The following is a 19,672-nucleotide window of genomic DNA, read 5'->3' as shown; positions in this document are numbered from 1 at the left end:
TCACGCCTCCAGGATCGCGACGACGCCCTGGCCGCCGGCGGCGCAGATGGACACGAGCCCACGAACGGGCTGCCCCGTCGCGTCGCGCTTCTCGTTGAGCTGCTTGGCCAGGGAGGCGACGATCCGGCCCCCGGTGGCTGCGAAGGGGTGCCCGGCAGCGAGGGACGAGCCGTTGACGTTGAGCCTGGTCCGGTCGATCGAGCCGAGCGCCCCGTCGAGGCCGAGCCGCTTGACGCAGAACTCCTCGTCCTCCCAGGCCTTGAGGTGGGTCAGGACCGTGGACGCGAACGCCTCGTGGATCTCGTAGAAGTCGAAGTCCTGCAGGGTCAGCCCGTTGCGGGCGAGCAGCCTCGGCACGGCATACGCCGGTGCCATCAGCAGGCCCTCGTCACCGTGGACGTAGTCCACCGCGGCCGCCTCGCCGTCCACGAACCAGGCAAGCGGGGTCAGGTGGTGCGCCGCGGCCCATTCCTCGCTCGCGAGGAGGACCGCGGATGCGCCGTCGGTGAGCGGCGTCGAGTTGGCCGCCGTCATCGTGGCGTTCTCGCCCGTGCCGAAGACCGGCTTGAGCTTGGCGAGCGACTCGACGCTCGAGTCCGGACGGAGGTTGTTGTCCCGCGTGAGGCCGAGGAAGGGCGTGACGAGGTCGTCGAAGAAGCCGCGGTCGTAGGCAGCGGCGAGGTTGCGGTGGCTGGCGGCCGCGAGCTCGTCCTGCGCCTCGCGGGTGATCCCCCACTGCTCGGCCGTGACGGCCATGTGCTCGCCCATCGACATCCCCGTGCGCGGCTCGCCGTTCTGCGGGATCGCGGGAGCGAGGTGGGTCGGACGGAATGCGGCAAGTGCCTTGAGCTTGTCGACGGGAGTCTTGGCGCGGTTCACCGCGAGCAGGATCGTGCGCAGCTCCTCGCTGACGGCGATCGGTGCGTCGCTGGTCGTGTCGGCACCACCGGCGATGCCTGAGTCGACCTGTCCCAGTGCGATCTTGTTGGCCACGAGGATGGCGGCCTCGAGCCCGGTGCCGCAGGCCTGTTGGATGTCGTAGGCCGGGGTGGTGGGGTCCAGGCGCGTGCCGAGGACCGACTCGCGAGTGAGGTTGAAGTCGCGGGAGTGCTTGAGCACGGCGCCGGCGGCGACCTCCCCGAGCCGCTCGCCCGCGAGGCCGAAGCGAGCCACGAGCCCGTCGAGGGCGGCGGTCAGCATGTCCTGGTTGGAGGCGCGGGCATAGGCGCCGTGTGCTCGGGCGAAGGGGATCCGGTTGCCGCCGAGGACGGCGACGCGGCGCGTCTGCCGTGCCGACGGCTTGCGGGTCTTGGGTGCCATGGAAATCTCCTGGGTGGTCCGGGATGGGGCCGTGCGGCCCGCCTCCGATCAAGATAACCGAAACTCCCAGTAGTCGATACAGCGAGTACCTGTTAGTTTGCCGCTCATGAGCCATCCCGAGGATGCGAACGAGCCGGCCCGGGTCGCCGACGGCCGCTCGGTGCGCTGGGCCCGGCACCGCGAGGAGCGGCGCGCGAGTCTCGTCGATGCCACCATCCGCGCCATCCGCCGCCACGGCGCGTCCGTCGGCATGGACGACATCGCCGCAGAGGCGGGCACGAGCAAGACCGTCATCTACCGGCACTTCGAGGACCGGGCCGGCCTCTACCGGGCGGTCGCGCAGCGGGTCGACGAGCGCGTCGTCGGCGACATCGCGGCTGCTCTCGAGCGGTCCAGCGCGGCCGGCAAGGACCCACGAGAGCTGATCTCGTCGACCGTGGACGCCTACCTCGCGCTCGTCGAGTCCGACACGGAGCTCTACCGCTTCGTCGTCAACCGCCCCCTGGTCGACCGCCCGCTGCCGGACGACCCTGTCGACCGGCTGGTGAGGCACGTCACCGACCAGCTGACGCAGCTTCTCGAGGGGTCTCTCGGCCGCGCCGGCAGGCGTGGCGATGACCGGGCTGATCGGGCTGATCGGGCTGATCGGGCAATGACCCGGGTCTGGGCCGTGTCCCTCGTCGGCTCCGTGCAAGCGGTGGCCGACGACTGGCTCGCCTCACCCACGAGGGCAGCACGACAGGATCTCGTCGAGTCGCTCACCGAGCTGGCGTGGCACGGCCTCTCGCCCATCCTCGCCGACCGGCGACCCTGAGAGGTGCTGGCCGCCGCTGTCCCCCACCACGTGCGGTCAGGGCCGGGTGTAGCGGCCCCTCCGGTGGAAGAGGGGGTCGTCCTCGTCCCCCACCTCCACGTGCTCCACGACCGCCTCGAGCAGGACCGACCAGCCCGCCTCCCGGCGGGACCGGGCATCGACCCGCACACCCAGCCAGGAGGGCGCCGACGTGAGTCGCGGACCCCAGCCGGTCTGCTCCCACTGGTCCAGCCGGAACGGGCCGCCGGGAGCGGGAAACTGGCCGGCGAACACCTCGGCGAGCTCGCGGTGCCGCCAGGACAACAGCGACACGACGGCGGTCGACGTCTCCTCCAGGCGCTCGAGCAGGTCGGCGTCCGGATGCAGCAGCACGACGACCCGGGCGGGCTCGCCGTCGGCGACGAGAAAGGACGTCACCGTCAGGCCGGCCCGGTCAGGGCCAGCGCCAGAGGTCCAGAGGGACACCGCCCCGCCGACCCGGCCGCGGAAGCGCCGGACCGGGTCGCGTCGGGTCTCGTCCGCCTCGAACGGGTGACTCGAGTGGATCGTCACCCGCGCTCCGCCGTCAGCAGGAGGTCGTCGACCGCCACCTCGCCCGGCTCCACCACGTCGGCGTAGACACCTGGACAGTGCGATGGACGTTTCGTCACGGTCAGGGTGCAGTCGCCGAGCCGGATGACCGACCCGACGAGCGAGAAGAGCACCTCGGGCTCGATGTCGAGCACGATGTTGGCCTTCGGGTGCGTGCCGACGTACTCCTCGGCCGACACGATGTGCACCGCGTGCTTCTTCGACCGGTTGCCCTTGGGGCCCGTCGGCGTGATGTCGATCGCCTCCAGCTCCTGTGCAGGCGAGTCGGCGTCCGGGTAGATGAAGAGGCTGCTCACTGTCACCGGCATGTCGGTCAACCGCCTTTCCGCTGCCACCCGCCGGGGGGCGCCCGCGCGCGGACCCAGCCCAGCGGCATACGGCCGACTCCTGATGACCAGGAATCGCTCCTGGCCGGAGTGTATGACCGAAGTGGCCCCGAATGTCAGGCCCAGAGCCCCGGGAGAAGCGGAGGCTCAGCCGGCGGCGCCGGACACCGGGGTGACGTCGAGGGAACGGAGCAGCTCGATGACCCGACGACGGATCTCGTCCCGGATCGGGCGGACCGCCTCGACTCCCCTGCCGGCGGGGTCCTCGAGCTCCCAGTCCTCGTAGCGCTTGCCGGGGAAGATCGGACAGGCATCGCCACAGCCCATCGTGATGACGACGTCGGAGTCCTGCACCGCCTCCGTGGTCAGGACCTTCGGGCTGGCTGACGTGATGTCGATGCCCTCCTCGGCCATGGCTGCCACGGCCGAGGGGTTGACCTGGTCCGCGGGCGCGGAGCCGGCCGAGCGGACCTCGACCGCGCCAGCAGAGAGGTGCTCCAGGTAGGCAGCCGCCATCTGCGACCGGCCGGCGTTGTGGACACACACGAAGAGGACGGACGGCTTCATGGTCGGGTCCGTGTCGTGGGTGCTGTCGGTCACCGGGTCTCCTGTCGTCCGTGAGGTGGCAGGTGGGAGGCGCGGCCGGTCGGCTCCGCCGGATGCGGGAAGCGACGGCGCAGAGCCAGGCTGACGTAGACGAGCCCCACCAGGACGGGGACCTCGATGAGGGGACCGACGACGCCGGCGAGGGCCTGGCCGGACGTGACACCGAACGTGGCGATGGCGACCGCGATGGCCAGCTCGAAGTTGTTGCCTGCCGCGGTGAACGCGAGCGTCGTGGTGCGCTCGTAGGTCATCCCGAGAAGACGGCCGAGCAGGTAGCCGCCGGCCCACATGACGGCGAAGTAGGCGAGCAGGGGCACGGCGATCCGGGCGACGTCGAGGGGACGGCTCGCGATCTGGTCACCCTGGAGCGCGAAGAGGATGACGATCGTGAACAGGAGGCCGTAGAGGGCCCAGGGCCCGACTCGCGGCAGGAACCGCCCCTCGTACCAGACGCGGCCGCGGGCCCGCTCCCCCCACGTGCGCGACAGGTAGCCGGCGAGGAGCGGGATCCCGAGGAAGATCAGGACCGACTTGGCGATCTGCCACGCGGAGACGTCGAGGACGGCCTGCTCGAGTCCGAGCCAGCCCGGCAGGACCGAGAGGTAGAACCAGCCGAGGCCACCGAAGGCGATGACCTGGAAGACCGAGTTGAGCGCCACCAGGACCGCAGCGGCCTCGCGGTCGCCGCAGGCGAGGTCGTTCCAGATGATGACCATGGCGATGCAGCGGGCCAGGCCGACGATGATCAGGCCGGTGCGGTAGGCCGGCAGGTCGGGCAGGAAGGTCCAGGCGAGCGCGAACATCAGCGCCGGGCCGATGAGCCAGTTGAGCACGAGGGAGCTGACGAGCATCCGCTTGTCGGCGGTGACGCTGTCGAGCCGGTCGTAGCGGACCTTGGCCAGGACCGGGTACATCATGACGAGCAGTCCGAGGGCGATCGGCAACGAGACACCGTCGACCTCGACGGCCCCGAGCGCCTCGCCCAGCCCCGGCACGAGGCGTCCCAGGAGCAGCCCGGCCGCCATGGCGGCACCGATCCACAGGGGCAGGAAGCGGTCCAGGGTCGAGAGCCTGGCGGTGACGACCTCCGCACCCTGGTCAGCGTGCGCGGGCGCGACGTGGGACTGCTGGCTCATTCGTGGTGGCTCCCATGACGTAATATTGATCTGTGTCGATACGACTCAACCAGTCCGTATCGATACCTGTCAATATTGCCCCATCTGGCCCGCCCGGACGCACAAAGGTGACCGACATGACGACCGAGCCGACGCTCCTCGAGTCGGCCATCGCCAAGTGTGCCGGCGCGCCGCGGCCGCTGCCCCTCCATCGATACGAGGCGGACGAGCTCGCCGCGCTGCTCAAGGCGGTCGCGGACCCGGCCCGCCTCCAGCTGCTGACGCTGATCCGGGCCAGCGAGGGCGGCTCCGCCTGTGCCTGTGATCTCACGCCGTCGGTCGGGCTGTCCCAACCGACGGTCTCGCACCACCTCAAGGTGCTGACCGAGGCCGGGCTGGTGACTCGCGAGCGCCGCGGGGCGTGGGCGTGGTTCACCGTCGTGCCGGAGCGCCTGGCCCAACTGGCCCGCGCGTTCGGCCAGGACGCGTGAGACGCGGCGAGGCTGACGAGGCTGATGAGGAGATGCGGTGGACGTGAAGGGACTCGAACCCCTGGCCTCTCGCGTGTGAAGCGAACGCTCTAACCAACTGAGCTACACGTCCTGGCGGTGCGGCAAAACAATAGCGGGTGGGCGTCCCGGGCCCTAATCGAGCCCGGGCAGGCGGGCGAGCTGCTGCTCGGCCCAGTCCGGCGTCCATCCGGGCAGCCCGAAGATCACGAACGTCAACCAGAACACCGCCCAGATGAGCACCAGCGTCCCGAGGCCGATGAGGCAGCGGACCCACAGCGGCTGGGCCATCACCCAGCGGTTCCACAGGTGGACGTGGTGCTTGACGAAGTCGAGCCACCGTTGGGCGAACTCGAACTCGCTCGCGAGGATCACGAGGCCGAGGATGACCACGGCCCAGCCCGGCCCGGGTGCAGGCACCATGATGAGGCCGGCGACGGTCACGACCGAGCCGACCACCCCCACCGCACTGCGCCAGGCGAGGTGTGTCGCGGGGTGCCGGCGCAGGCGCGCCCGCCAGGCCCAGCGGTCCTCGTGGGCGTCCAGGGTGGCGTTGTCGTCGGAGTAGTCGACGTGCGCCCCCGACGCTTCGGGAGCGACCCGGCCGGGGCCGTGTTCGTCGCCGTCGACGGCTCGGAGCGCGTCGCCGGTCTTGGCGGTCTTCGCCATGTCGGTCACGGGTCCAGGTCCTGATGCGCCCTCGCTCGGAACAGGTCCCGCAGCCGGGTGGCCACCGGGCCGACCGGCACGTCGCGGTCGTCGACGGCGTGCACGGGCAGGACGTCCTTGGTCGAGCTGGTGATGAAGACCTCGTCCGCGGTCTCCAGCACGTCCAGAGGCAGCGCGACCTCCCGGATGGCCACGTCGGCCTCCGCCGCCCACTCGAGGAGGAGCTCGCGGGTGATGCCGGCCAGCAGGCCGGAGTCGGCCGGTGGGGTGAGCACCTCGCCCCCCACCACGACGAAGATGTTGCTGCCGGTGCACTCGCACAGCTCACCGCGGGTGTTGCCGAAGACGGCCTCGATCGCCCCGACCTGCTTGGCCCGGCCGAGGGCGACGACGTTCTCGGCATAGGAGGTCGTCTTCAGGCCGGCAATGGCCGAGCGCTCGTTGCGCGTCCACGGCAGCACGGTCAGCTTCCCGGAAGCAGGCGGACGGGCCTGCGGCCCAGCCAGGACGACGTAGGTCAGGTCCGCGTCGCCGCGGTCGGAGCCGAGGGGGCCGACGCCGCCGGTCACGCTGTAGCGCAGCCGCCCGAAGTCGATCTCCTCACCCTCGAGGACGGCGTCGATGCCCTTGGCGATGAAGGCGAGGTCCACGGGAGGCAGCCCGAGCCCGGCAGCGGACCGCTGCAGCCTCGCGTGGTGCCGGGACAGGGCGAACGGCCGGCCGGCGTCGATCTTGGCGGTCTCGAAGACGCCGTCGCCGACCGTGACGGCGTGGTCGAGGGCCGAGATGGAGGGGCCGGTCGGGTCGACGAGGTCGCCGCCCACCCAGACGCGAGGAAGGCTGCCGGTCATGTCGTCATGGTGTCACAGAGCCGGCTGCCAGCCCGACCAGCCGGGCCGCCTTGAGCTCCGTCTCGGCCCACTCCCCCTCAGGGTCGGAGTGCCACGTGATCCCCGCGCCGGTGCCGAAGCGGAGCCAGCGGGCGCCTTCGCTGTCCCGGTCGGCCCAGAAGGTTCGGATCCCGACGGCGAGCTCCGCCTCGGCCCGGTCTGCGTCGATCCAGCCGATCGCGCCGCAGTACGGCCCGCGGGGCGCCGTCTCGAGGTCGGCTATCGCGGTCAGCGCGCTCGACTTCGGGGCTCCTGACACGGATCCCGGTGGGAAGGTCGCGCGGAAGATCTCTCGCCACGTCACGCCCTCCCGGACCCGTCCACTCACCGTCGACACGAGGTGCACGAGGCCGGGGTGCCGCTCGAACGCACAGAGCTCGTCGACCGAGACCGTGCCCGGTTCGCACACCGCCGACAGGTCGTTGCGCATCAGGTCGACGATCATCACGTTCTCGGCGTGGTCCTTGGGGAGCATCTGCTCCGGTGTCGGGGCGGTGCCCTTGATCGGCCTGGTGACGAGGCGTCCCCCGCGCCGGGCGAGGAACAGCTCCGGCGAGGCGCTGACGACGTCCACCCCCGCCTCGGCGCACCTGATCCTGGCTGCATGGGGCGCCGGGTTTCCCTGTCGGAGGAGCCCGTCCAGCCCGTCCAGGTCGGCGTCCTCGGCCAACGGGTGGCTGAGAACCCGGCAGACGTTGACCTGGTAGACGGTGCCGGCGGCGATTCGCCGGCGCACCTCCTTCACCGCCTCGACGTATGCCGCTGGGCTGAGCGAGCTCTGCCAGTGCCGGTCGAGCGGGGCCCAGTCGACCGCCCGCGCGGCCGGCCGGCGCGCACCGTCGAGCCGCTGCACGTCCCGGAAGCGGATCGCCGTGACCTCGCCCTCGAACGTCGCCACGAGCGCCCAGAAGCCACCTCCGGACACCGCCTCGAGGGCGTCGTCGCCGCGCCGGATGTCGCTGACCCCGCGCGCCGAGCGGTCGGGGAAGCGAGCATGGTCCACGCGCAGATCCTAGGCGCGTGGACGCGTCAGGCAGCCAGCGCCTTCTCGATGTCGGCCACCAGCGCAGTCGGCTCCGCCTGCGGTGCGTAGCGCCCGATGACGTGCCCGTCCCGCCCGACGAGGAACTTCGTGAAGTTCCACTTGATCCGGTCCCCCAGCAGGCCGCCCTTCTCGGACTTGAGCCAGGTCCACACGGGGTGGGCGTCGGCCCCGTTGACGTCGACCTTGGACATCATCGGAAAGGTCACGCCGAAGTTCTTCTGGCAGAAGGCGCCGATCTCCTCGTCCGTCCCGGGGTCCTGTGCGCCGAACTGGTTGCACGGGAAGCCGACCACCGTGAACCCCTGGTCCCGGTACTGCTCCCAGAGCTGCTCGAGCCCGGCGAACTGCGGGGTGTAGCCGCACTCGCTCGCCGTGTTGACGACGAGGACGACGTCCCCGGAGAAGTCCGCCAGGGACCGCTCCTGACCGTCGATCGTCGTTGCCGTGAAGTCGCCGAGAACGGCCACCGGTCCTCCTTGGGGTGAGCGGGTCGGCCCCCGGGAAGGGAACCCTGTCTCGGGAGCAAGCCCAGCGGCATACGGCTTATTCCTCCGGCTCGGGAGGGACGTCCTTGCCCGCCTTCTCGTCCCGCTCAGCCCAGTCCAGCAGCGGGGCGATGTCGAAGACGGCATCGTCGATGCCGGCGTGGAGGTCGCCGAGCCGGGCGAACCGCTCGGGCATCGTGGCGATGGTGAAGTCGTCCGGGGCCGAGTCGTCGATCTCGTCCCAGGCCAACGGGGCCGACACCGTCCCGCGGCTGTTGCCACGGACGCTGTAGGCGGCGGCGATGGTGTGGTCGCGGGCGTTCTGGTTGTAGTCGACGAAGAGGTCGTCCGGAGCGCGGTCACGGCGCCACCAGGCCGTCGTCACGTCGTCGGGGAGGCGACGCTCCACCTCCCGGGCGAAGGCCAGGGCCGCGCGGCGGACGTCCTGGAAACCGTGGGTCGGCTCGATGCGGACGTAGACGTGCACGCCGCGCCCCCCGGACGTCTTGGGCCAGCCGACCGCCCCGAGCTCCTCGAGGACCTCGTGCGCGACGTGGGCGGCCCGGCGCACCTTCTCGAAGCCACAGCGCGGCATCGGGTCGAGGTCGATGCGCCACTCATCCGGCTTCTCGGTGTCAGCGCGACGGGAGTTCCACGGGTGGAACTCGACGGTCGACATCTGCACGGCCCAGATGACGTCGGCGAGGCGCTGGACGCACAGCTCGTCCGCGTGCAGGCCGTAGCGCGGGAAGTGCAGCCGGACCGTCTCGACCCACGGCGGCGCCCCGGCAGGCAGCCGCTTCTGGTGGACCTTGTCCCCGTCCACGCCCTTGGGGAACCGGTGGAGCATGCACGGCCGGTCACGCAGGGCGGTGACGATGCCGGGGCCGACCGACAGGTAGTAGTTCGCCAGGTCCAGCTTGGTCTCGCCCCGCTCCGAGAAGTACACCCGGTCCGGGTTCGTCAGGCGCACGTCATAGCCGTCGACGTCGAGCACGACTGCTGGGGTCTTCTTCGACGCGGCCGCCATGGGCCCACCCTATTCCGCTCCGTGGACAGGGTCCGGCCCCGGGACATTTCGGGCTGCCGATCCCGGCGACTCGTCGTACTGTCGACGCACCAGCCACTCCCCTACCACACCCGCCCCGACGACCACGCTGAGACATGACGAACCACCACCATCTGCAGGAGCTCTCGACCATGATGTCCCTCCACCGCGTGATCCCCGCGTTCGTGGCCACCCTCGTCGCCGTCCTGCTGACGGCGCTCGTCCCGACCCCCGCATCGGCTGCCGGCGCCGCCCCGGCCACGGCTTCCTCGCAGCCCAGACCCTCGGTGCCCCTGGCGGCAGACCCCCTGACTGCCGAGGCGACCGCCGAGGCGAGCGCCGAGGTGACCGACGACAGCGCCGGCGTCAACTGCTCCGACGTCCGCGAGCTCGGCACGGCCCGGGTCGTCCGCGACAAGGGCATGAACGCCTTCACCGTCCGTCAGTACATCGGCTGGTGCTGGGACGCCAGCGGCTCGGCCTGGATGAACTTCGCCTCGGTCTACGTCTGGGCCCAGTACCACGCCCTCGGCTTCGGCTACCGCGCCCAGGCGGGCATCGTCGTCGGTGGCGGCAGCGACACCCGCGGCTACACCGTGGGTGACAACCGGCAACGCCTCACCTACTCCACGCCGGTGCGCACGGTGAGCTCGTGCACCCAGGGCTGGGGCAAGCTCCTCCGCGGCGGCTCCGAGAGCGCGCAGGGCCTGACCTCGCTGGTCTGCTGACCCAGCCGGTCCGCCTGGCGGTGCGTCCCGGCGTCGTCCCGGCGTCGTCCCGGCGTCGTCCCGGACTGCGCAACGACGAAGGCCCCCGACCTCGAGGTCGGGGGCCTTCAGCCGAGCGGACGACCGGGCTCGAACCGGCGACCTCAACCTTGGCAAGGTTGCGCTCTACCAACTGAGCTACGTCCGCAGGGGGATCGAGACGAACGGCGCCCGACCCGCTCTCGCGAGTCGAACGCCGTGTCCCGGGTGGTGGGCGATACTGGGTTTGAACCTTTGAGAACCGGTCCTCCGTTGACCCTCGCCGCGCCACTAGATTGAGCGTAAACTCACAGGTCAGAGGGCACTTTCGGGATCTTCTGACGCCTGACAGTCCGAGACATCTTCGGACGGATTCAGACGTCTATGTTCCCCATATGTTCCCCGAAAGGCGGTACTGGGAGGACACAAGATGGCTCGGGCAACCAGTAGCGCCCGCCGCGGCTTCGGCCGTATCGAGCGACGCGAGTCCGGCCGCTACCGCGCGGCGTACACCGGTCCCGATGGGCAGCTCTACCGGGCGCCGACGACCTTCGACGCCAAGGAGGACGCCGTTGCCTGGCTGGCCAACCGCCGCGCCGAGATCCAGATGGAGGTCTGGGCGCCTGACACGGCCGCTCGCGGCGCCGCCCGTCTCGCGATCCCGACGATGAAGGCGTACGGCGACCAGTGGCTCGAGGGCCGCAAGACCCGCGGCCGGGAGCTGCGCCCCACCACTCGCCAGCAGTACCGGATGCTGCTCGACACCTACATCTACCCGACCTTCGGCGACGAGCGGCTCGACCGGATCACTGCCGAGGACGTCACCAAGTGGTACGACGCCCTCGCGCCCGGAAAGGAGACCATCCGCGCGCAGGCCTACAGCCTGCTGCGCACCATCCTCGGTTCGGCCGTCTCCGCGCGGCCGAAGCCACTCATCCCGTACAACCCCGCGCACATCCGGGGCGCCGGCAACGTGAAGCGCGCGCACAAGGTCCGGCCCGCATCGCTCCAGGAGCTGGAGACGATCGTCGAGGCGCTTCCCGATCGGTACAAGCTGATGTGTCTGCTCGCGGCTTGGTGCGCGATGCGCTTCGGCGAGCTGGCCGAGTTGCGCCGCGGCGACATCGACCTGCGCACGAACCGGGTCTCGATCAGCCGCGGCGTCGTCCGCGTTGGCGGCGGCTTCGTCGTCGGCTCGCCGAAGTCCGACGCCGGCGTCCGTGACGTGGCGATCCCGCCGCACCTGATCCCGGTGGTGAAGGCGCACCTGAAGGACCACACCGGCAAGGGCAAGGACGCGCTGCTCTTCCCGGCCGCGGCCGACAGCAACGCCCACATGGCGCCGTCGACGCTCTACAAGGTCTACTACCCGGCCCGGAAGGCCGCCGGCCGCGAGGATCTGCGCTGGCACGATCTCCGCCACACCGGCGCCGTCCTCGCGGCCCAGACTGGCGCCACTCTGGCCGAGCTCATGGGTCGGCTCGGCCACTCCACCCCTGGCGCGGCCATGCGCTACCAGCACGCCGCCGCCGACCGCGACGCAGAGATCGCCAAGCGGCTCTCTGCGCTTGTCGGTGCACAACGTGAAGATGAACCGCGATGAGCCCAGACGCGCGCGATCGCCGAAAGCAAAGACGGCCACGGCCGAAGGTGTCTGCGGTGCGCACCGGGCCGTCGCCAGATGACGAACACGAGATCGTCTTCTTCAGGCGTCACAAGGACGACGACCCGAAACGGCCGACCCCGGGCCGTGAAGCGCTCGACGCCTATCCGACGCCGGTGCGGGCGAAGATGCGCGCCGCGCTCGTCGCTGTCGCCACCGCACCACCCAAGCGGTTCTCTGGTGGCGGCTACTGGGAAGCGATGAAGGGCGAGATGAGCGGATGGTTCGAGCTGCGCATCGATGGCCCTCGCCGTCATCACTACCGGCTCTTCTGTCTGCTCGACTACGACGCCAAGGGCGAGGACAAGCCCTTGCTGGTTGTGATCGATGGTCGCGACAAGCCGTTCCGGACGACGCTTTCGGACGCCGACTACGCGGCCGTCCGCAGCCTAGGGGATGAGTTCCGCAGGCGAAACCCACGCTCGCTCGCGTGAGTCAAGCGGGCACCTTCGGTTTCCGGGTTCGCATCGCGTCGAGGTGTTTGGCCAACTTCTTCGGGTCTGCGACGCGTCCTTCGAGGAGGGGGCCGGTGACTTGTGCTCGCTCGTCCTTGCCCAGCGGCTCGACCGTGATGCGCAGCCCGAGTACAGCGGCGACTTCGGCGAGCGTGCCGAGCGTTGGATTCATCCTGTCGGACGAGAAGAGCCGTCGGATGGTCGCCGGCTCAGACTGAATGGCTCGGGCCAGCTCTGCCTTCGACAGCCCCGCCGCCTCCCGGGCGGCATCGAGCGCATTGACGATCGCGTCGATGGTCGCGATGCGCATCGACTCGGCGACGTACTCCCGCAGGAACTCAGGGTCCTCAAGGTCGCGGGCCAAGTCGTCCCAAAACGCGGTGTGCTTCGTCATTTCCATCAACTCCCCTCGCGCCAGAGCGTATCACAAATGTTACGCTCGGGAGACGAGCCGGAGGTAAGAGACGTCAGCCCCGGTGCTGATTCCACCAGCGTGTCCGGGGCCTTCTTCCTCGCACCGGAGCCCGGGGAGGCGTTCCCAGAGTAGCCCTTCGCTGTCTGGCGTACATCGCGTCGAACTCCCACGCCAATCCGCCGATCAGGTGCACTCAGCGGCCGAGGCGGTGGGATGGGCGCCGGCTCAACCGCTGGGGTGGTCCTCATGCTCGTCTTTCCCGAGCCGCAGGTGACGGGCTCGCTCGCTGGGTCGGAGTCGGATGAGCGCCCCGGGTGGGCTTTCGCTGCCGGCCCTGGTCGCTCGCGGGCGGCGGCTCGGCAGGGCGTTGCGGATGAGCGGCTGCCAGGCGCGGCGGATGGGGTCGGGCAGGTCGAGCTCCTTCCAGACGTCGACGAGCAGTGCGCCGTCGATGTGGTCGAGCAGGTCGCTCGGATTGCCCTCTCGCAGGATGAGCTCGTAGGCGCGTGCGCGGTCGGTGCGGTCGTGGAGGTAGTACGGCCGCCGCGGTACCGGCCAGTCGTGGTCAGGTCCGGGCAGGAGGACCATGCGGAAGGCGCGCTCGGGATCGAGTCGCCACAGCTGGTTGGCGAGCCAGAACGGGTGTAGGCCGTGCTGGCCGGGCACCTCGACGAACTCCAGGTTCGGCACGACCTCCAACCGATGACCGGCTGCCTCGACGATCCGCTCGGCGACGGCCAGCGAGGGCGACTTCGTGCCGCGCTCGTACGCCGACAAGGTGGGCTGCGACGTGCCGGCGAGCCTCGCGAGGGCGTCTTGGGTCAGCCCGGCCGCGCGGCGGGCGTACGCGAGCAGGGAGCGCCCGGACACGATTCCGAGGATATCGGATCGGATCTGCTCGGCCAGATTGTTCGTTTCGGCGCCTGACCTGCACAGATGCGACAGCGGACGGACAGTTGCGGTCAGGTCGTGCGGGGTGTCCATGCCAAATCCGGACATGCCTTGCACACCTACTTCTTGACAGGGGTCTGCCTGGCACGGAAAGGGGTGATCACCATGAGTGTCGCGACGTGTCTCGGCCTCGACGACGTCGACGGTCCGGCGATGGCGGCCGCGGCTGCGGCGTGGCAGCGTTTGTGCCATCAGGAGCCCGAGCTCGCGGTCGTTGACGACCTGCTCGACCTGCCCGACTGGACGCGTCGGGCCTCCACGGTGGCCAAGGACGATCTGCTGGCCCGTCTCCATCGGCTGGCTCAGGACGACGCCGAGGCGGCCGTCGTCATCGCCTGGCTGTTGCTGCCGGGCGCGACGCGCCTGGCCGACAGCCTGCGGGACCTCTCGCCAGACATCGACGCGCTGACCGCCGGCGCGCTCTGGCTGCAGATCCGGACGCGCCCGACGCTGCGGTGCGTGGCCGCGACGGTCCTCCGCGCCGTACGACGGTCACTCCTCGCCGAGCTAGGGCACACCGAGGCCGCGCAGCGACACGATCGCACCTGGGCAAGCACCACTCTGTGCGACAACGCTGAGGACCTCGACCTCCTCGCCGGTCTCCCCGAGCTTCATGCCGACGCGGTGTTCGAGTCGAGCCAGCTCGTCCAGCACGCACTAATCGGCGGGGTGCTGAGCCTGCCGGACGCCTCGCTGTTGCAGCAGCTCGCCGTGGCGGCAGCCGAGCACTCCGCCCCGGCCCGGAGGGGGCGTGCCGGGCTCACCTCACCGCAGGTCGTCGAGGACGTGAGCCGCTACCGCCTCGCGTCGGCGCGTTCGGTACGCCGCCGCGCATCGATGCTCATGGACCGGCTCGGTCGGTACGCGTACGAGGAGCGACTCGTCGACGACCTGCGTCCCTTCGTCGCAGCGCACGAGCTGCCGCCGATGAGCCTCGACGAGGTCCTCGAGGAGTACCTGTGGCAGCACATCGAGGACTGCGCCAACGCCGGCCACCGGGAGTTCGACGAGTCCGCGTGAATGCAGCAGATTCATCTTCCGGATCCGATGTGCGCGCACCGAAGCACGACCCTCTCGCCGTGGGCAGGTATCTGCGGCTGTTACAACGGACGACATGGATGCTGAGATACGAAAGGCGCAAGCGTCGGACGTGGACGCGATCGCCGCCTTCGGGTCGGCGGTAGTCCCGGCGCACTACACGCCGATCCTCGGCGCCGACGGCGCGCAGGGACAGTTGGCTTGGTGGACGCCGCAACGCATGGGGTCCGCGGTTGAACGCGGTCGCGTGCATGTGGCCCTGGTCGACGACACCATCGTCGGCGTATCCGAGACCGGTGAGATGGGCAACGAGCAGGTGATCTGGAAGCTCTATCTGGCACCCGACTTCCGCGGCCGTTCTCTTGGTGTGAAGTTGCTTCGCCAAGCCATAGCTGCGCTACCCACCGGCGCGAAGAGCGTCCTCGTGGAGCACTTCGCCGGCAACACCCGGGCCGGGTCTTTTTACGAGCGCGAGGGGTTCACGGTCGTCAATACCGAGCCATCCAGCTCTGGCGACCCGAATGCCGCAATCATTTGGCGAAGGCTCGAACTGCGCGAATGAGCCATCGTTGAGCCGTGTACTGACTGGCCCGACGCCCGCATCTGGCCCGCCGACAGGGAGACTCGCTGACCTGACCGCTCATCGGTTTTGCACGTGATCGACCATGCCGGTGAGCGAGCGTGGGCGTAACCTGACAGTGGAGGGTGGCGACACATGATCCCGACGATGATCCTGTTCGGTCTGGTTCTTGGGCGATGGTGGCCCGTGACGCTGCTCGTCGCGGCGTTCGGATGGCCCGCGCTCCTGGTCGCCACCGACGTCGTCAGCGTCAACGCCGGTCTGATCGCGGCGGCCGCACTCGCCCTGGTCAACGCTGGTGTTGGCGTTCTCATCTATCAAGGTCTCTTCCACGCCTACCGGCGCTTCCACCGCCCCGCCTCCACGGGGGTTCCCCGCTGACCGGTCGCCTCAACGTCCGGATCTAGCCGCGATGAGCGCAGTCACGCCGATGTGCGAGCGACGAACGCGCGCCCTTTTGCGATGATGGATGCCATGGCGATCTGGGGCAGGCTGGTGGCACGTCCCGCCTCCGGCGATGCCCGGTGGCTAGAGGGACTCCTTGCCGCCTCCGGGGTGCTCACGGGTGTGGTCGGCATCCTGATTGGTCGAGACCCCGTGATCGTCGCGGGCTTCGTGTGCCTCTTCTTGGCAATGGTTGTTGCCAACATTGACTTGGTCCTCGACTGGCGACGGCGGCGTCGAGAGCGGTAGTCGACGACCGCTTCTGCCGCATAGTGTGCGCGGGAGCGCTCACATCCCGATGCCGGGCGCCTGCTGTGCAGGCGCCTGGCGGTGGTGCTCGGCGACGGGGATTTCGCGGCGGCGCTGCTTTGGTGCGAGCTGCTTGCGGATGCGGTATGCGAGCGCCGCGGTGGGGTGTTCGGACGGCAAGGGCCTGATACTCGCCCTCATCAGCAACGGCTCTGGGTCGCGGCCCTGACGCTTGAGCCGGTCGAGTTCGCGCGCCAGGGTGAGGGTGTGCTCGTCAGCGCGGCCGACGTATGCGACCACGCGACGTTCCCACACGTGGACGGCGTCGTCGTAACGGCTGTTGACGGTGCGGACGAGGCTGCGCCGGTACGCCGCGGCGCGGTCGTCGTCGGGCGCGGGACCGGCGATGGTTCGTTCGTCGACTGTGATGCCTTGGGCGGCCCGCCAGACCGCGATGTCCGCGCGCAACTCTGGGGTGAGGACGTCGTTGTAGTCGTCGAGCCAGGCCGGCAGGGTCTGGTCTGCTCGGTTGCTGACTTCGGAGGCAAGGGTGCCCACCAAACGTCCTCGCGCGGCGAGGTAGGGCCCCCACGACGGGTGGTCGGCTACCTCGGCGGGGATGTCGGGCAGCCACGGGAGCGGGCCGGACCCGACCGGCTCTTCAGCAGGCGTGCCGAGCACCGTCCGGGCTGCGAGGCTCACGGTGTCGGCGTACCGGGTTGCGGCGTCGTGGAGGCGAGTCTCTGGCGTGCCGGCCAGTGCGCGGGTCGAAGTCGCCGAGACGGCAGCACCGTCGCGACCGAGGGCGCGCTCGAGGATCTCGGTGGCGGTGAGTTGTTCGGTGATGCCCGGCAGCTCGAACTCACGCTCGTCGCTCAGGTCGTCGGTGATGACGTGGACGTGGTTCTCGGCGCGGCCGCGGGTCATCATCGTGTAGAGCAGCTGCCGGGTCTCCCCGCCGGTCACGACGCCGTGCATGACGTCAGCGGTCAGCCCCTGGGCGGTGTGCACGGTGGAGGCGTACCCGAGCTCGACATGGGCCGCCACGTACTCGGCCGGCAGCACGGTGGTGAGCCCGGAGTCGCGGTGCCGCACGATCAGGGTGCCGTCGTGGACGCGAGTGACGGTCCAGCGGTCGCCGTTCTTGGCCCAGTCCGTGCTGCTCACGCCGAGCCGACGGTCGTTGTGTCGGGTGAGTACGACGTCGCCGACCGACGCGTGCGTGCCGCCCCGGAGCAGGGCCTCGTCGCCAGCGGCGGTGTCGCCGAGGCGGGCGGATCGGGCTCGTTCGTTGAGCTGCCGTACGAGCTCGTGAGTCGGCGCCAGCATCAGGCAGTCGCGGCCCGCGTCCTGCTCGCGTCGCCATGCGTCGAACACCTCCTCGACGACGGTCTGTTCATCGCCGGCGTGGATGCGGTCGTGGTCGAGGTAGTAGCCCAGGGCCGCACGGTCGCCGTCCCGGAGCGCCAGGGAGGCCTCGGCTTCGACCGGGTCGTCGAACCTCACGACCTCGTCCAGGCGTACCGCGCCGTGCGTACGGGCGAGGTCGCGGAGGACGCCGCCGGCGCCGATGGCGGCGAGTTGCTGGTCGTCGCCGATCAGCCGCGCCGTGGCGCCGCGCGCGACGGCGAAGCCGATGACCCGATCGAGGGTGATGGTGTCGGCCATTCCGGCCTCGTCGATGACGAGCAGAGACCCGGGGCCGACAGCCGCGGCCAGCTCGGAATCGGGCTGCGTGTCGAGGTCGTGGACGAGCTTGGCGAGCGTCTCGCACGGCATGCCGGTCGCGTCGCGGAGAGCGGCCGCGGCGGCCGCCGAGGGGGCGAGTCCGAGCACGTCGGCCCCGGCCTCGGTCCACACCCCCGCGAGCACCCGCATCGCGGTCGTCTTCCCGGCTCCGGCGGGTGCCAGGGCGAGCTGCACGCGGCGGCCGCTGCCGGCCATCGCACGGACCAGCTGCTCCTGGCCGGCGTTGAGCTCGATGCCCTCAAGGCGCGCGGCCAGAATTCCCAGCTCGACGTCGCCGGCCGACCATGCCACCGCGTCGGTGCTCGCCGCGGCCGCGACGATGCGCGCCTCCGCGTCGAGCACGCGGGTGGTGGTGAAGTGGTCGCGTCCGGCGTGGCGGTAGACGCTCGTCCCGTCCGACCTACACAACCGATCTGGGTCTGTGACCGGGTCGCGGTCCGGGGTCAGGTTGATCGACAGCTCTGTGACCTCGTCGACGACCCAGCCAACGGCCTCGGCAACCAGATCTGCGGAAAGCCCTGCGCCGCGGATCTGCCGATGAACCTCCGCGTGCACGTGCCAGGACTGCCAGGTCGCCCGGCGCGCCTCGAGTTCGCCGAGCACGCGCTCGGCCATCTCCCGCACCCACCAGGTCGACACCTTGGCCTGTGCGGGCGCGCCGGTGGGGTGGAGCGCGGCCTGCACCATGCGGGCGATCGCGTCCGGGGACCCGAGTACGTCGATGGCCTGGCTCCGCCAGGTCGTCCTCTGCTCGGCCAGGGATCGCGGCCTGTGCTTGGCCTCGCGCGTCTCCAGGTTCGCCTGCTGGGCCAGCGCAACAGCCTCGACCGGCGTCGGCGTACGGCCGTGTGCGTCGCGGAACTCTCGCGTCAGCTCGCGCTGCCGGACGACGATGTCGGCTCGCCGGCGGGACCACGCCTCGCAGAGCTCGCGGTCGACGCCGACGATCTCGCGGATCGGCCTCTTCTCCCGGCTGGCGGCCGGCCGCTCGGCGAACTGCACCCCGAGCGCCTCGACCAAGTGTCGCTCGAGGGTGGTGTTGTAGGTCTCCGATGCGGCGACCACGTGCTGGTGCAGCACCCGCCCGTAGATCGCGAGCCACTTGCCCTGCATGGTCTGCACCTTGTTCGCAACCGCCACATGCGCGTGCAGGTCGGGGTCGCCCGCGCGGGAGTCGCGGTGGGTGAACGCGGCGGCGATCAGTCCACGGGTCTCAACCTGGCGGGCGCCGTCCTTGCCCTCGCGGGTGAACAGGGCGTGCTGCTCGATGAAGGCCAGTGCGTCGGCGACCGCCGCCTGGTGTGCCCGCTCGATCTTCGCCGCCACCTCCGGCGGCGCGATCGCCCACAACGTGGAGACCGACTTGACCGGGCTGAACGTCAGGTCAAAGCCAGCGACCGCGGTCTGCCGCGGGCGTGAGTACCTCGCCAACGCCGTCGACAGCTCCCGCGCCGACGCCGGCTCGCGTCCGTGCTCGGCGACGAAGACCTCGCGCGCCGTGGTCGAGCGCGCTATCGCCCGCTGGGCTGGTGTTGGCGCGGCCACGGGGCCGAGCAGCTCGTCGACCCGGGCATTGAACGCATCGACCGTCTCGTTGACATAGACCTTGTACGCCGCCCCCAGTGGTCGCCCGGAGGTCGGGTCGCAGCCGCTGCCGAACAGGTGTTTCATCTGCTCAGCCGTGACGATGTCGTTGATCGCCAACCCGTCGATGCCGACGAGACCCGAGCCGATCCAGCGGCCGGGCGCCTCGCCCTTCGCCGCGTAGTAGTCGGCCAACGGGATGCTGCCCTTCTCCGTCGAGTCGAGAGCGGCGACCTGCCGGGTCAGGTACTCGTACCCCGACCCGGCCGACAACTTCTGCAGCGTCATCGTCACACCCCTCAAGGCCGCGCACTGGCCGCGAGTGGCCAGGGGGAACCTCGGATGGAAGAGGTGTGTGCGAATGGAGGAGACGGAGGAGG

Annotated in this window: 21 protein-coding genes and 2 tRNA genes; 8 read left to right on the top strand and 15 right to left on the bottom strand. The window is 70.2% G+C overall.

The genetic code is table 11. The features are described from left to right. Positions 1 to 1,320 carry an acetyl-CoA C-acetyltransferase gene (locus tag ABWV20_RS18565; protein ID WP_353357826.1) on the bottom strand — a complete coding sequence of 440 codons (1,320 nt, stop codon included), beginning with the start codon at positions 1,318 to 1,320 and terminating at the stop codon, positions 1 to 3. Positions 1,321 to 1,426: 106 nt separating this feature from the next. Between ABWV20_RS18565 and ABWV20_RS18560 the strand changes: the two genes are divergently transcribed. Beyond that, positions 1,427 to 2,134, top strand: coding sequence for a TetR family transcriptional regulator (locus tag ABWV20_RS18560; RefSeq protein ID WP_353357824.1), 708 nt, complete (start codon positions 1,427 to 1,429; stop codon positions 2,132 to 2,134). 36 nt (positions 2,135 to 2,170) lie between these two features. Here ABWV20_RS18560 and ABWV20_RS18555 read toward each other — a convergent pair whose 3' ends face one another. From ABWV20_RS18555 to arsB, 4 genes are all read right to left on the bottom strand, one after another. After that, positions 2,171 to 2,686, bottom strand: a complete 516-nt coding sequence (locus ABWV20_RS18555; protein ID WP_353357822.1) for a flavin reductase family protein — start codon at positions 2,684 to 2,686, stop codon at positions 2,171 to 2,173. Continuing rightward, complete coding sequence (locus ABWV20_RS18550) at positions 2,683 to 3,033, bottom strand: hypothetical protein (protein ID WP_353357820.1); 351 nt, start codon at positions 3,031 to 3,033, stop codon at positions 2,683 to 2,685. The genes ABWV20_RS18555 and ABWV20_RS18550 overlap by 4 nt, the downstream gene beginning before the upstream one ends. Before the next feature lie 165 nt (positions 3,034 to 3,198). Next, the gene (locus tag ABWV20_RS18545) at positions 3,199 to 3,618 is read right to left on the bottom strand and encodes an arsenate reductase ArsC (protein ID WP_353357979.1); all 420 of its coding nucleotides are present in this window, start codon (positions 3,616 to 3,618) and stop codon (positions 3,199 to 3,201) included. Between the two features lie 29 nt (positions 3,619 to 3,647). Next, positions 3,648 to 4,793: an ACR3 family arsenite efflux transporter gene (gene arsB / locus ABWV20_RS18540; RefSeq protein WP_353357818.1), complete on the bottom strand. Its 1,146-nt coding sequence runs from the start codon at positions 4,791 to 4,793 to the stop codon at positions 3,648 to 3,650. A 116-nt stretch (positions 4,794 to 4,909) separates the two neighbouring features. Here arsB and ABWV20_RS18535 point away from each other — a divergent pair, with 116 nt between their 5' ends. After that, entirely contained in the window at positions 4,910 to 5,263 is a 354-nt protein-coding gene (locus tag ABWV20_RS18535; RefSeq protein WP_353357816.1) for an ArsR/SmtB family transcription factor, read from the top strand. 38 nt (positions 5,264 to 5,301) lie between these two features. On the opposite strand, the gene ABWV20_RS18530 is transcribed toward ABWV20_RS18535, so the two are convergent. From ABWV20_RS18530 to ligD, 6 genes are all read right to left on the bottom strand, one after another. Beyond that, positions 5,302 to 5,375: transfer RNA gene (locus ABWV20_RS18530), tRNA-Val, on the bottom strand. A 41-nt stretch (positions 5,376 to 5,416) separates the two neighbouring features. Further along, a complete protein-coding gene (locus ABWV20_RS18525; RefSeq protein WP_353357977.1) occupies positions 5,417 to 5,950 on the bottom strand; it encodes a TIGR02611 family protein in 534 nt (177 codons plus the stop codon). 5 nt (positions 5,951 to 5,955) lie between these two features. Then, complete coding sequence (locus tag ABWV20_RS18520; RefSeq protein WP_353357814.1) at positions 5,956 to 6,801, bottom strand: aminotransferase class IV; 846 nt, start codon at positions 6,799 to 6,801, stop codon at positions 5,956 to 5,958. Positions 6,802 to 6,805: 4 nt separating this feature from the next. Then, a complete protein-coding gene (locus ABWV20_RS18515; RefSeq protein WP_353357812.1) occupies positions 6,806 to 7,843 on the bottom strand; it encodes a chorismate-binding protein in 1,038 nt (345 codons plus the stop codon). Between the two features lie 26 nt (positions 7,844 to 7,869). Continuing rightward, positions 7,870 to 8,352 (bottom strand): glutathione peroxidase, encoded by a 483-nt coding sequence (locus tag ABWV20_RS18510; RefSeq protein ID WP_353357810.1) that lies wholly within the window; start codon positions 8,350 to 8,352, stop codon positions 7,870 to 7,872. Between the two features lie 76 nt (positions 8,353 to 8,428). Then, the gene (gene ligD / locus ABWV20_RS18505) at positions 8,429 to 9,400 is read right to left on the bottom strand and encodes a non-homologous end-joining DNA ligase (protein ID WP_353357808.1); all 972 of its coding nucleotides are present in this window, start codon (positions 9,398 to 9,400) and stop codon (positions 8,429 to 8,431) included. Positions 9,401 to 9,534: 134 nt separating this feature from the next. Here ligD and ABWV20_RS18500 point away from each other — a divergent pair, with 134 nt between their 5' ends. Beyond that, on the top strand, positions 9,535 to 10,146 hold the full coding sequence (locus ABWV20_RS18500; protein ID WP_353357806.1) for a hypothetical protein: 612 nt from the start codon (positions 9,535 to 9,537) through the stop codon (positions 10,144 to 10,146). Between the two features lie 114 nt (positions 10,147 to 10,260). Here ABWV20_RS18500 and ABWV20_RS18495 read toward each other — a convergent pair. Continuing rightward, positions 10,261 to 10,333, bottom strand: a tRNA-Gly gene (locus tag ABWV20_RS18495). Between the two features lie 261 nt (positions 10,334 to 10,594). Between ABWV20_RS18495 and ABWV20_RS18490 the strand changes: the two genes are divergently transcribed. Further along, complete coding sequence (locus ABWV20_RS18490) at positions 10,595 to 11,767, top strand: tyrosine-type recombinase/integrase (protein WP_353357804.1); 1,173 nt, start codon at positions 10,595 to 10,597, stop codon at positions 11,765 to 11,767. 56 nt (positions 11,768 to 11,823) lie between these two features. Next, positions 11,824 to 12,261, top strand: coding sequence for a hypothetical protein (locus ABWV20_RS18485; RefSeq protein ID WP_353357802.1), 438 nt, complete (start codon positions 11,824 to 11,826; stop codon positions 12,259 to 12,261). A gap of 1 nt (position 12,262) precedes the next feature. Here the strand turns inward: ABWV20_RS18485 and ABWV20_RS18480 are convergent, their stop codons facing one another. After that, complete coding sequence (locus ABWV20_RS18480; protein WP_353357800.1) at positions 12,263 to 12,682, bottom strand: helix-turn-helix domain-containing transcriptional regulator; 420 nt, start codon at positions 12,680 to 12,682, stop codon at positions 12,263 to 12,265. Positions 12,683 to 12,922: 240 nt separating this feature from the next. Beyond that, on the bottom strand, positions 12,923 to 13,567 hold the full coding sequence (locus ABWV20_RS18475; protein ID WP_353357798.1) for a helix-turn-helix domain-containing protein: 645 nt from the start codon (positions 13,565 to 13,567) through the stop codon (positions 12,923 to 12,925). A 186-nt stretch (positions 13,568 to 13,753) separates the two neighbouring features. Between ABWV20_RS18475 and ABWV20_RS18470 the strand changes: the two genes are divergently transcribed. The 3 genes from ABWV20_RS18470 (at position 13,754) to ABWV20_RS18460 (ending at position 15,647) form a co-directional block, all read left to right on the top strand. Continuing rightward, complete coding sequence (locus tag ABWV20_RS18470; protein ID WP_353357796.1) at positions 13,754 to 14,668, top strand: hypothetical protein; 915 nt, start codon at positions 13,754 to 13,756, stop codon at positions 14,666 to 14,668. A 94-nt stretch (positions 14,669 to 14,762) separates the two neighbouring features. Next, positions 14,763 to 15,248, top strand: a complete 486-nt coding sequence (locus tag ABWV20_RS18465) for a GNAT family N-acetyltransferase (RefSeq protein ID WP_353357794.1) — start codon at positions 14,763 to 14,765, stop codon at positions 15,246 to 15,248. Positions 15,249 to 15,401: 153 nt separating this feature from the next. Continuing rightward, on the top strand, positions 15,402 to 15,647 hold the full coding sequence (locus ABWV20_RS18460) for a hypothetical protein (RefSeq protein WP_353357792.1): 246 nt from the start codon (positions 15,402 to 15,404) through the stop codon (positions 15,645 to 15,647). A gap of 351 nt (positions 15,648 to 15,998) precedes the next feature. On the opposite strand, the gene mobF is transcribed toward ABWV20_RS18460, so the two are convergent. Continuing rightward, on the bottom strand, positions 15,999 to 19,580 hold the full coding sequence (mobF, locus tag ABWV20_RS18455; protein WP_353357790.1) for a MobF family relaxase: 3,582 nt from the start codon (positions 19,578 to 19,580) through the stop codon (positions 15,999 to 16,001). Between the last annotated feature and the right edge of the window lie 92 nt (positions 19,581 to 19,672).

Source organism: Intrasporangium sp. DVR (assembly GCF_040365325.1).
Lineage (GTDB): Bacteria > Actinomycetota > Actinomycetes > Actinomycetales > Dermatophilaceae > Intrasporangium.
The sequence above is the reverse complement of the archived record's forward strand: the minus strand, read 5'-3'. Positions and strand labels throughout refer to the sequence as shown.

What these genes read in the sequence shown, in the direction of transcription:
- arsB (WP_353357818.1), bottom strand. Translation starts at nt 4,793, where the DNA reads ATGAGCCAGCAGTCCCACGTCGCGCCCGCGCACGCTGACCAGGGTGCG.
- ABWV20_RS18490 (WP_353357804.1), top strand. Translation starts at nt 10,595, where the DNA reads ATGGCTCGGGCAACCAGTAGCGCCCGCCGCGGCTTCGGCCGTATCGAG.
- ABWV20_RS18520 (WP_353357814.1), bottom strand. Translation starts at nt 6,801, where the DNA reads ATGACCGGCAGCCTTCCTCGCGTCTGGGTGGGCGGCGACCTCGTCGAC.
- ABWV20_RS18565 (WP_353357826.1), bottom strand. Translation starts at nt 1,320, where the DNA reads ATGGCACCCAAGACCCGCAAGCCGTCGGCACGGCAGACGCGCCGCGTC.
- ABWV20_RS18560 (WP_353357824.1), top strand. Translation starts at nt 1,427, where the DNA reads ATGAGCCATCCCGAGGATGCGAACGAGCCGGCCCGGGTCGCCGACGGC.
- ABWV20_RS18550 (WP_353357820.1), bottom strand. Translation starts at nt 3,033, where the DNA reads ATGCCGGTGACAGTGAGCAGCCTCTTCATCTACCCGGACGCCGACTCG.
- ABWV20_RS18480 (WP_353357800.1), bottom strand. Translation starts at nt 12,682, where the DNA reads ATGGAAATGACGAAGCACACCGCGTTTTGGGACGACTTGGCCCGCGAC.
- mobF (WP_353357790.1), bottom strand. Translation starts at nt 19,580, where the DNA reads ATGACGCTGCAGAAGTTGTCGGCCGGGTCGGGGTACGAGTACCTGACC.
- ligD (WP_353357808.1), bottom strand. Translation starts at nt 9,400, where the DNA reads ATGGCGGCCGCGTCGAAGAAGACCCCAGCAGTCGTGCTCGACGTCGAC.
- ABWV20_RS18535 (WP_353357816.1), top strand. Translation starts at nt 4,910, where the DNA reads ATGACGACCGAGCCGACGCTCCTCGAGTCGGCCATCGCCAAGTGTGCC.
- ABWV20_RS18460 (WP_353357792.1), top strand. Translation starts at nt 15,402, where the DNA reads ATGATCCCGACGATGATCCTGTTCGGTCTGGTTCTTGGGCGATGGTGG.
- ABWV20_RS18545 (WP_353357979.1), bottom strand. Translation starts at nt 3,618, where the DNA reads ATGAAGCCGTCCGTCCTCTTCGTGTGTGTCCACAACGCCGGCCGGTCG.
- ABWV20_RS18500 (WP_353357806.1), top strand. Translation starts at nt 9,535, where the DNA reads ATGACGAACCACCACCATCTGCAGGAGCTCTCGACCATGATGTCCCTC.
- ABWV20_RS18465 (WP_353357794.1), top strand. Translation starts at nt 14,763, where the DNA reads ATGGATGCTGAGATACGAAAGGCGCAAGCGTCGGACGTGGACGCGATC.
- ABWV20_RS18470 (WP_353357796.1), top strand. Translation starts at nt 13,754, where the DNA reads ATGAGTGTCGCGACGTGTCTCGGCCTCGACGACGTCGACGGTCCGGCG.
- ABWV20_RS18525 (WP_353357977.1), bottom strand. Translation starts at nt 5,950, where the DNA reads ATGGCGAAGACCGCCAAGACCGGCGACGCGCTCCGAGCCGTCGACGGC.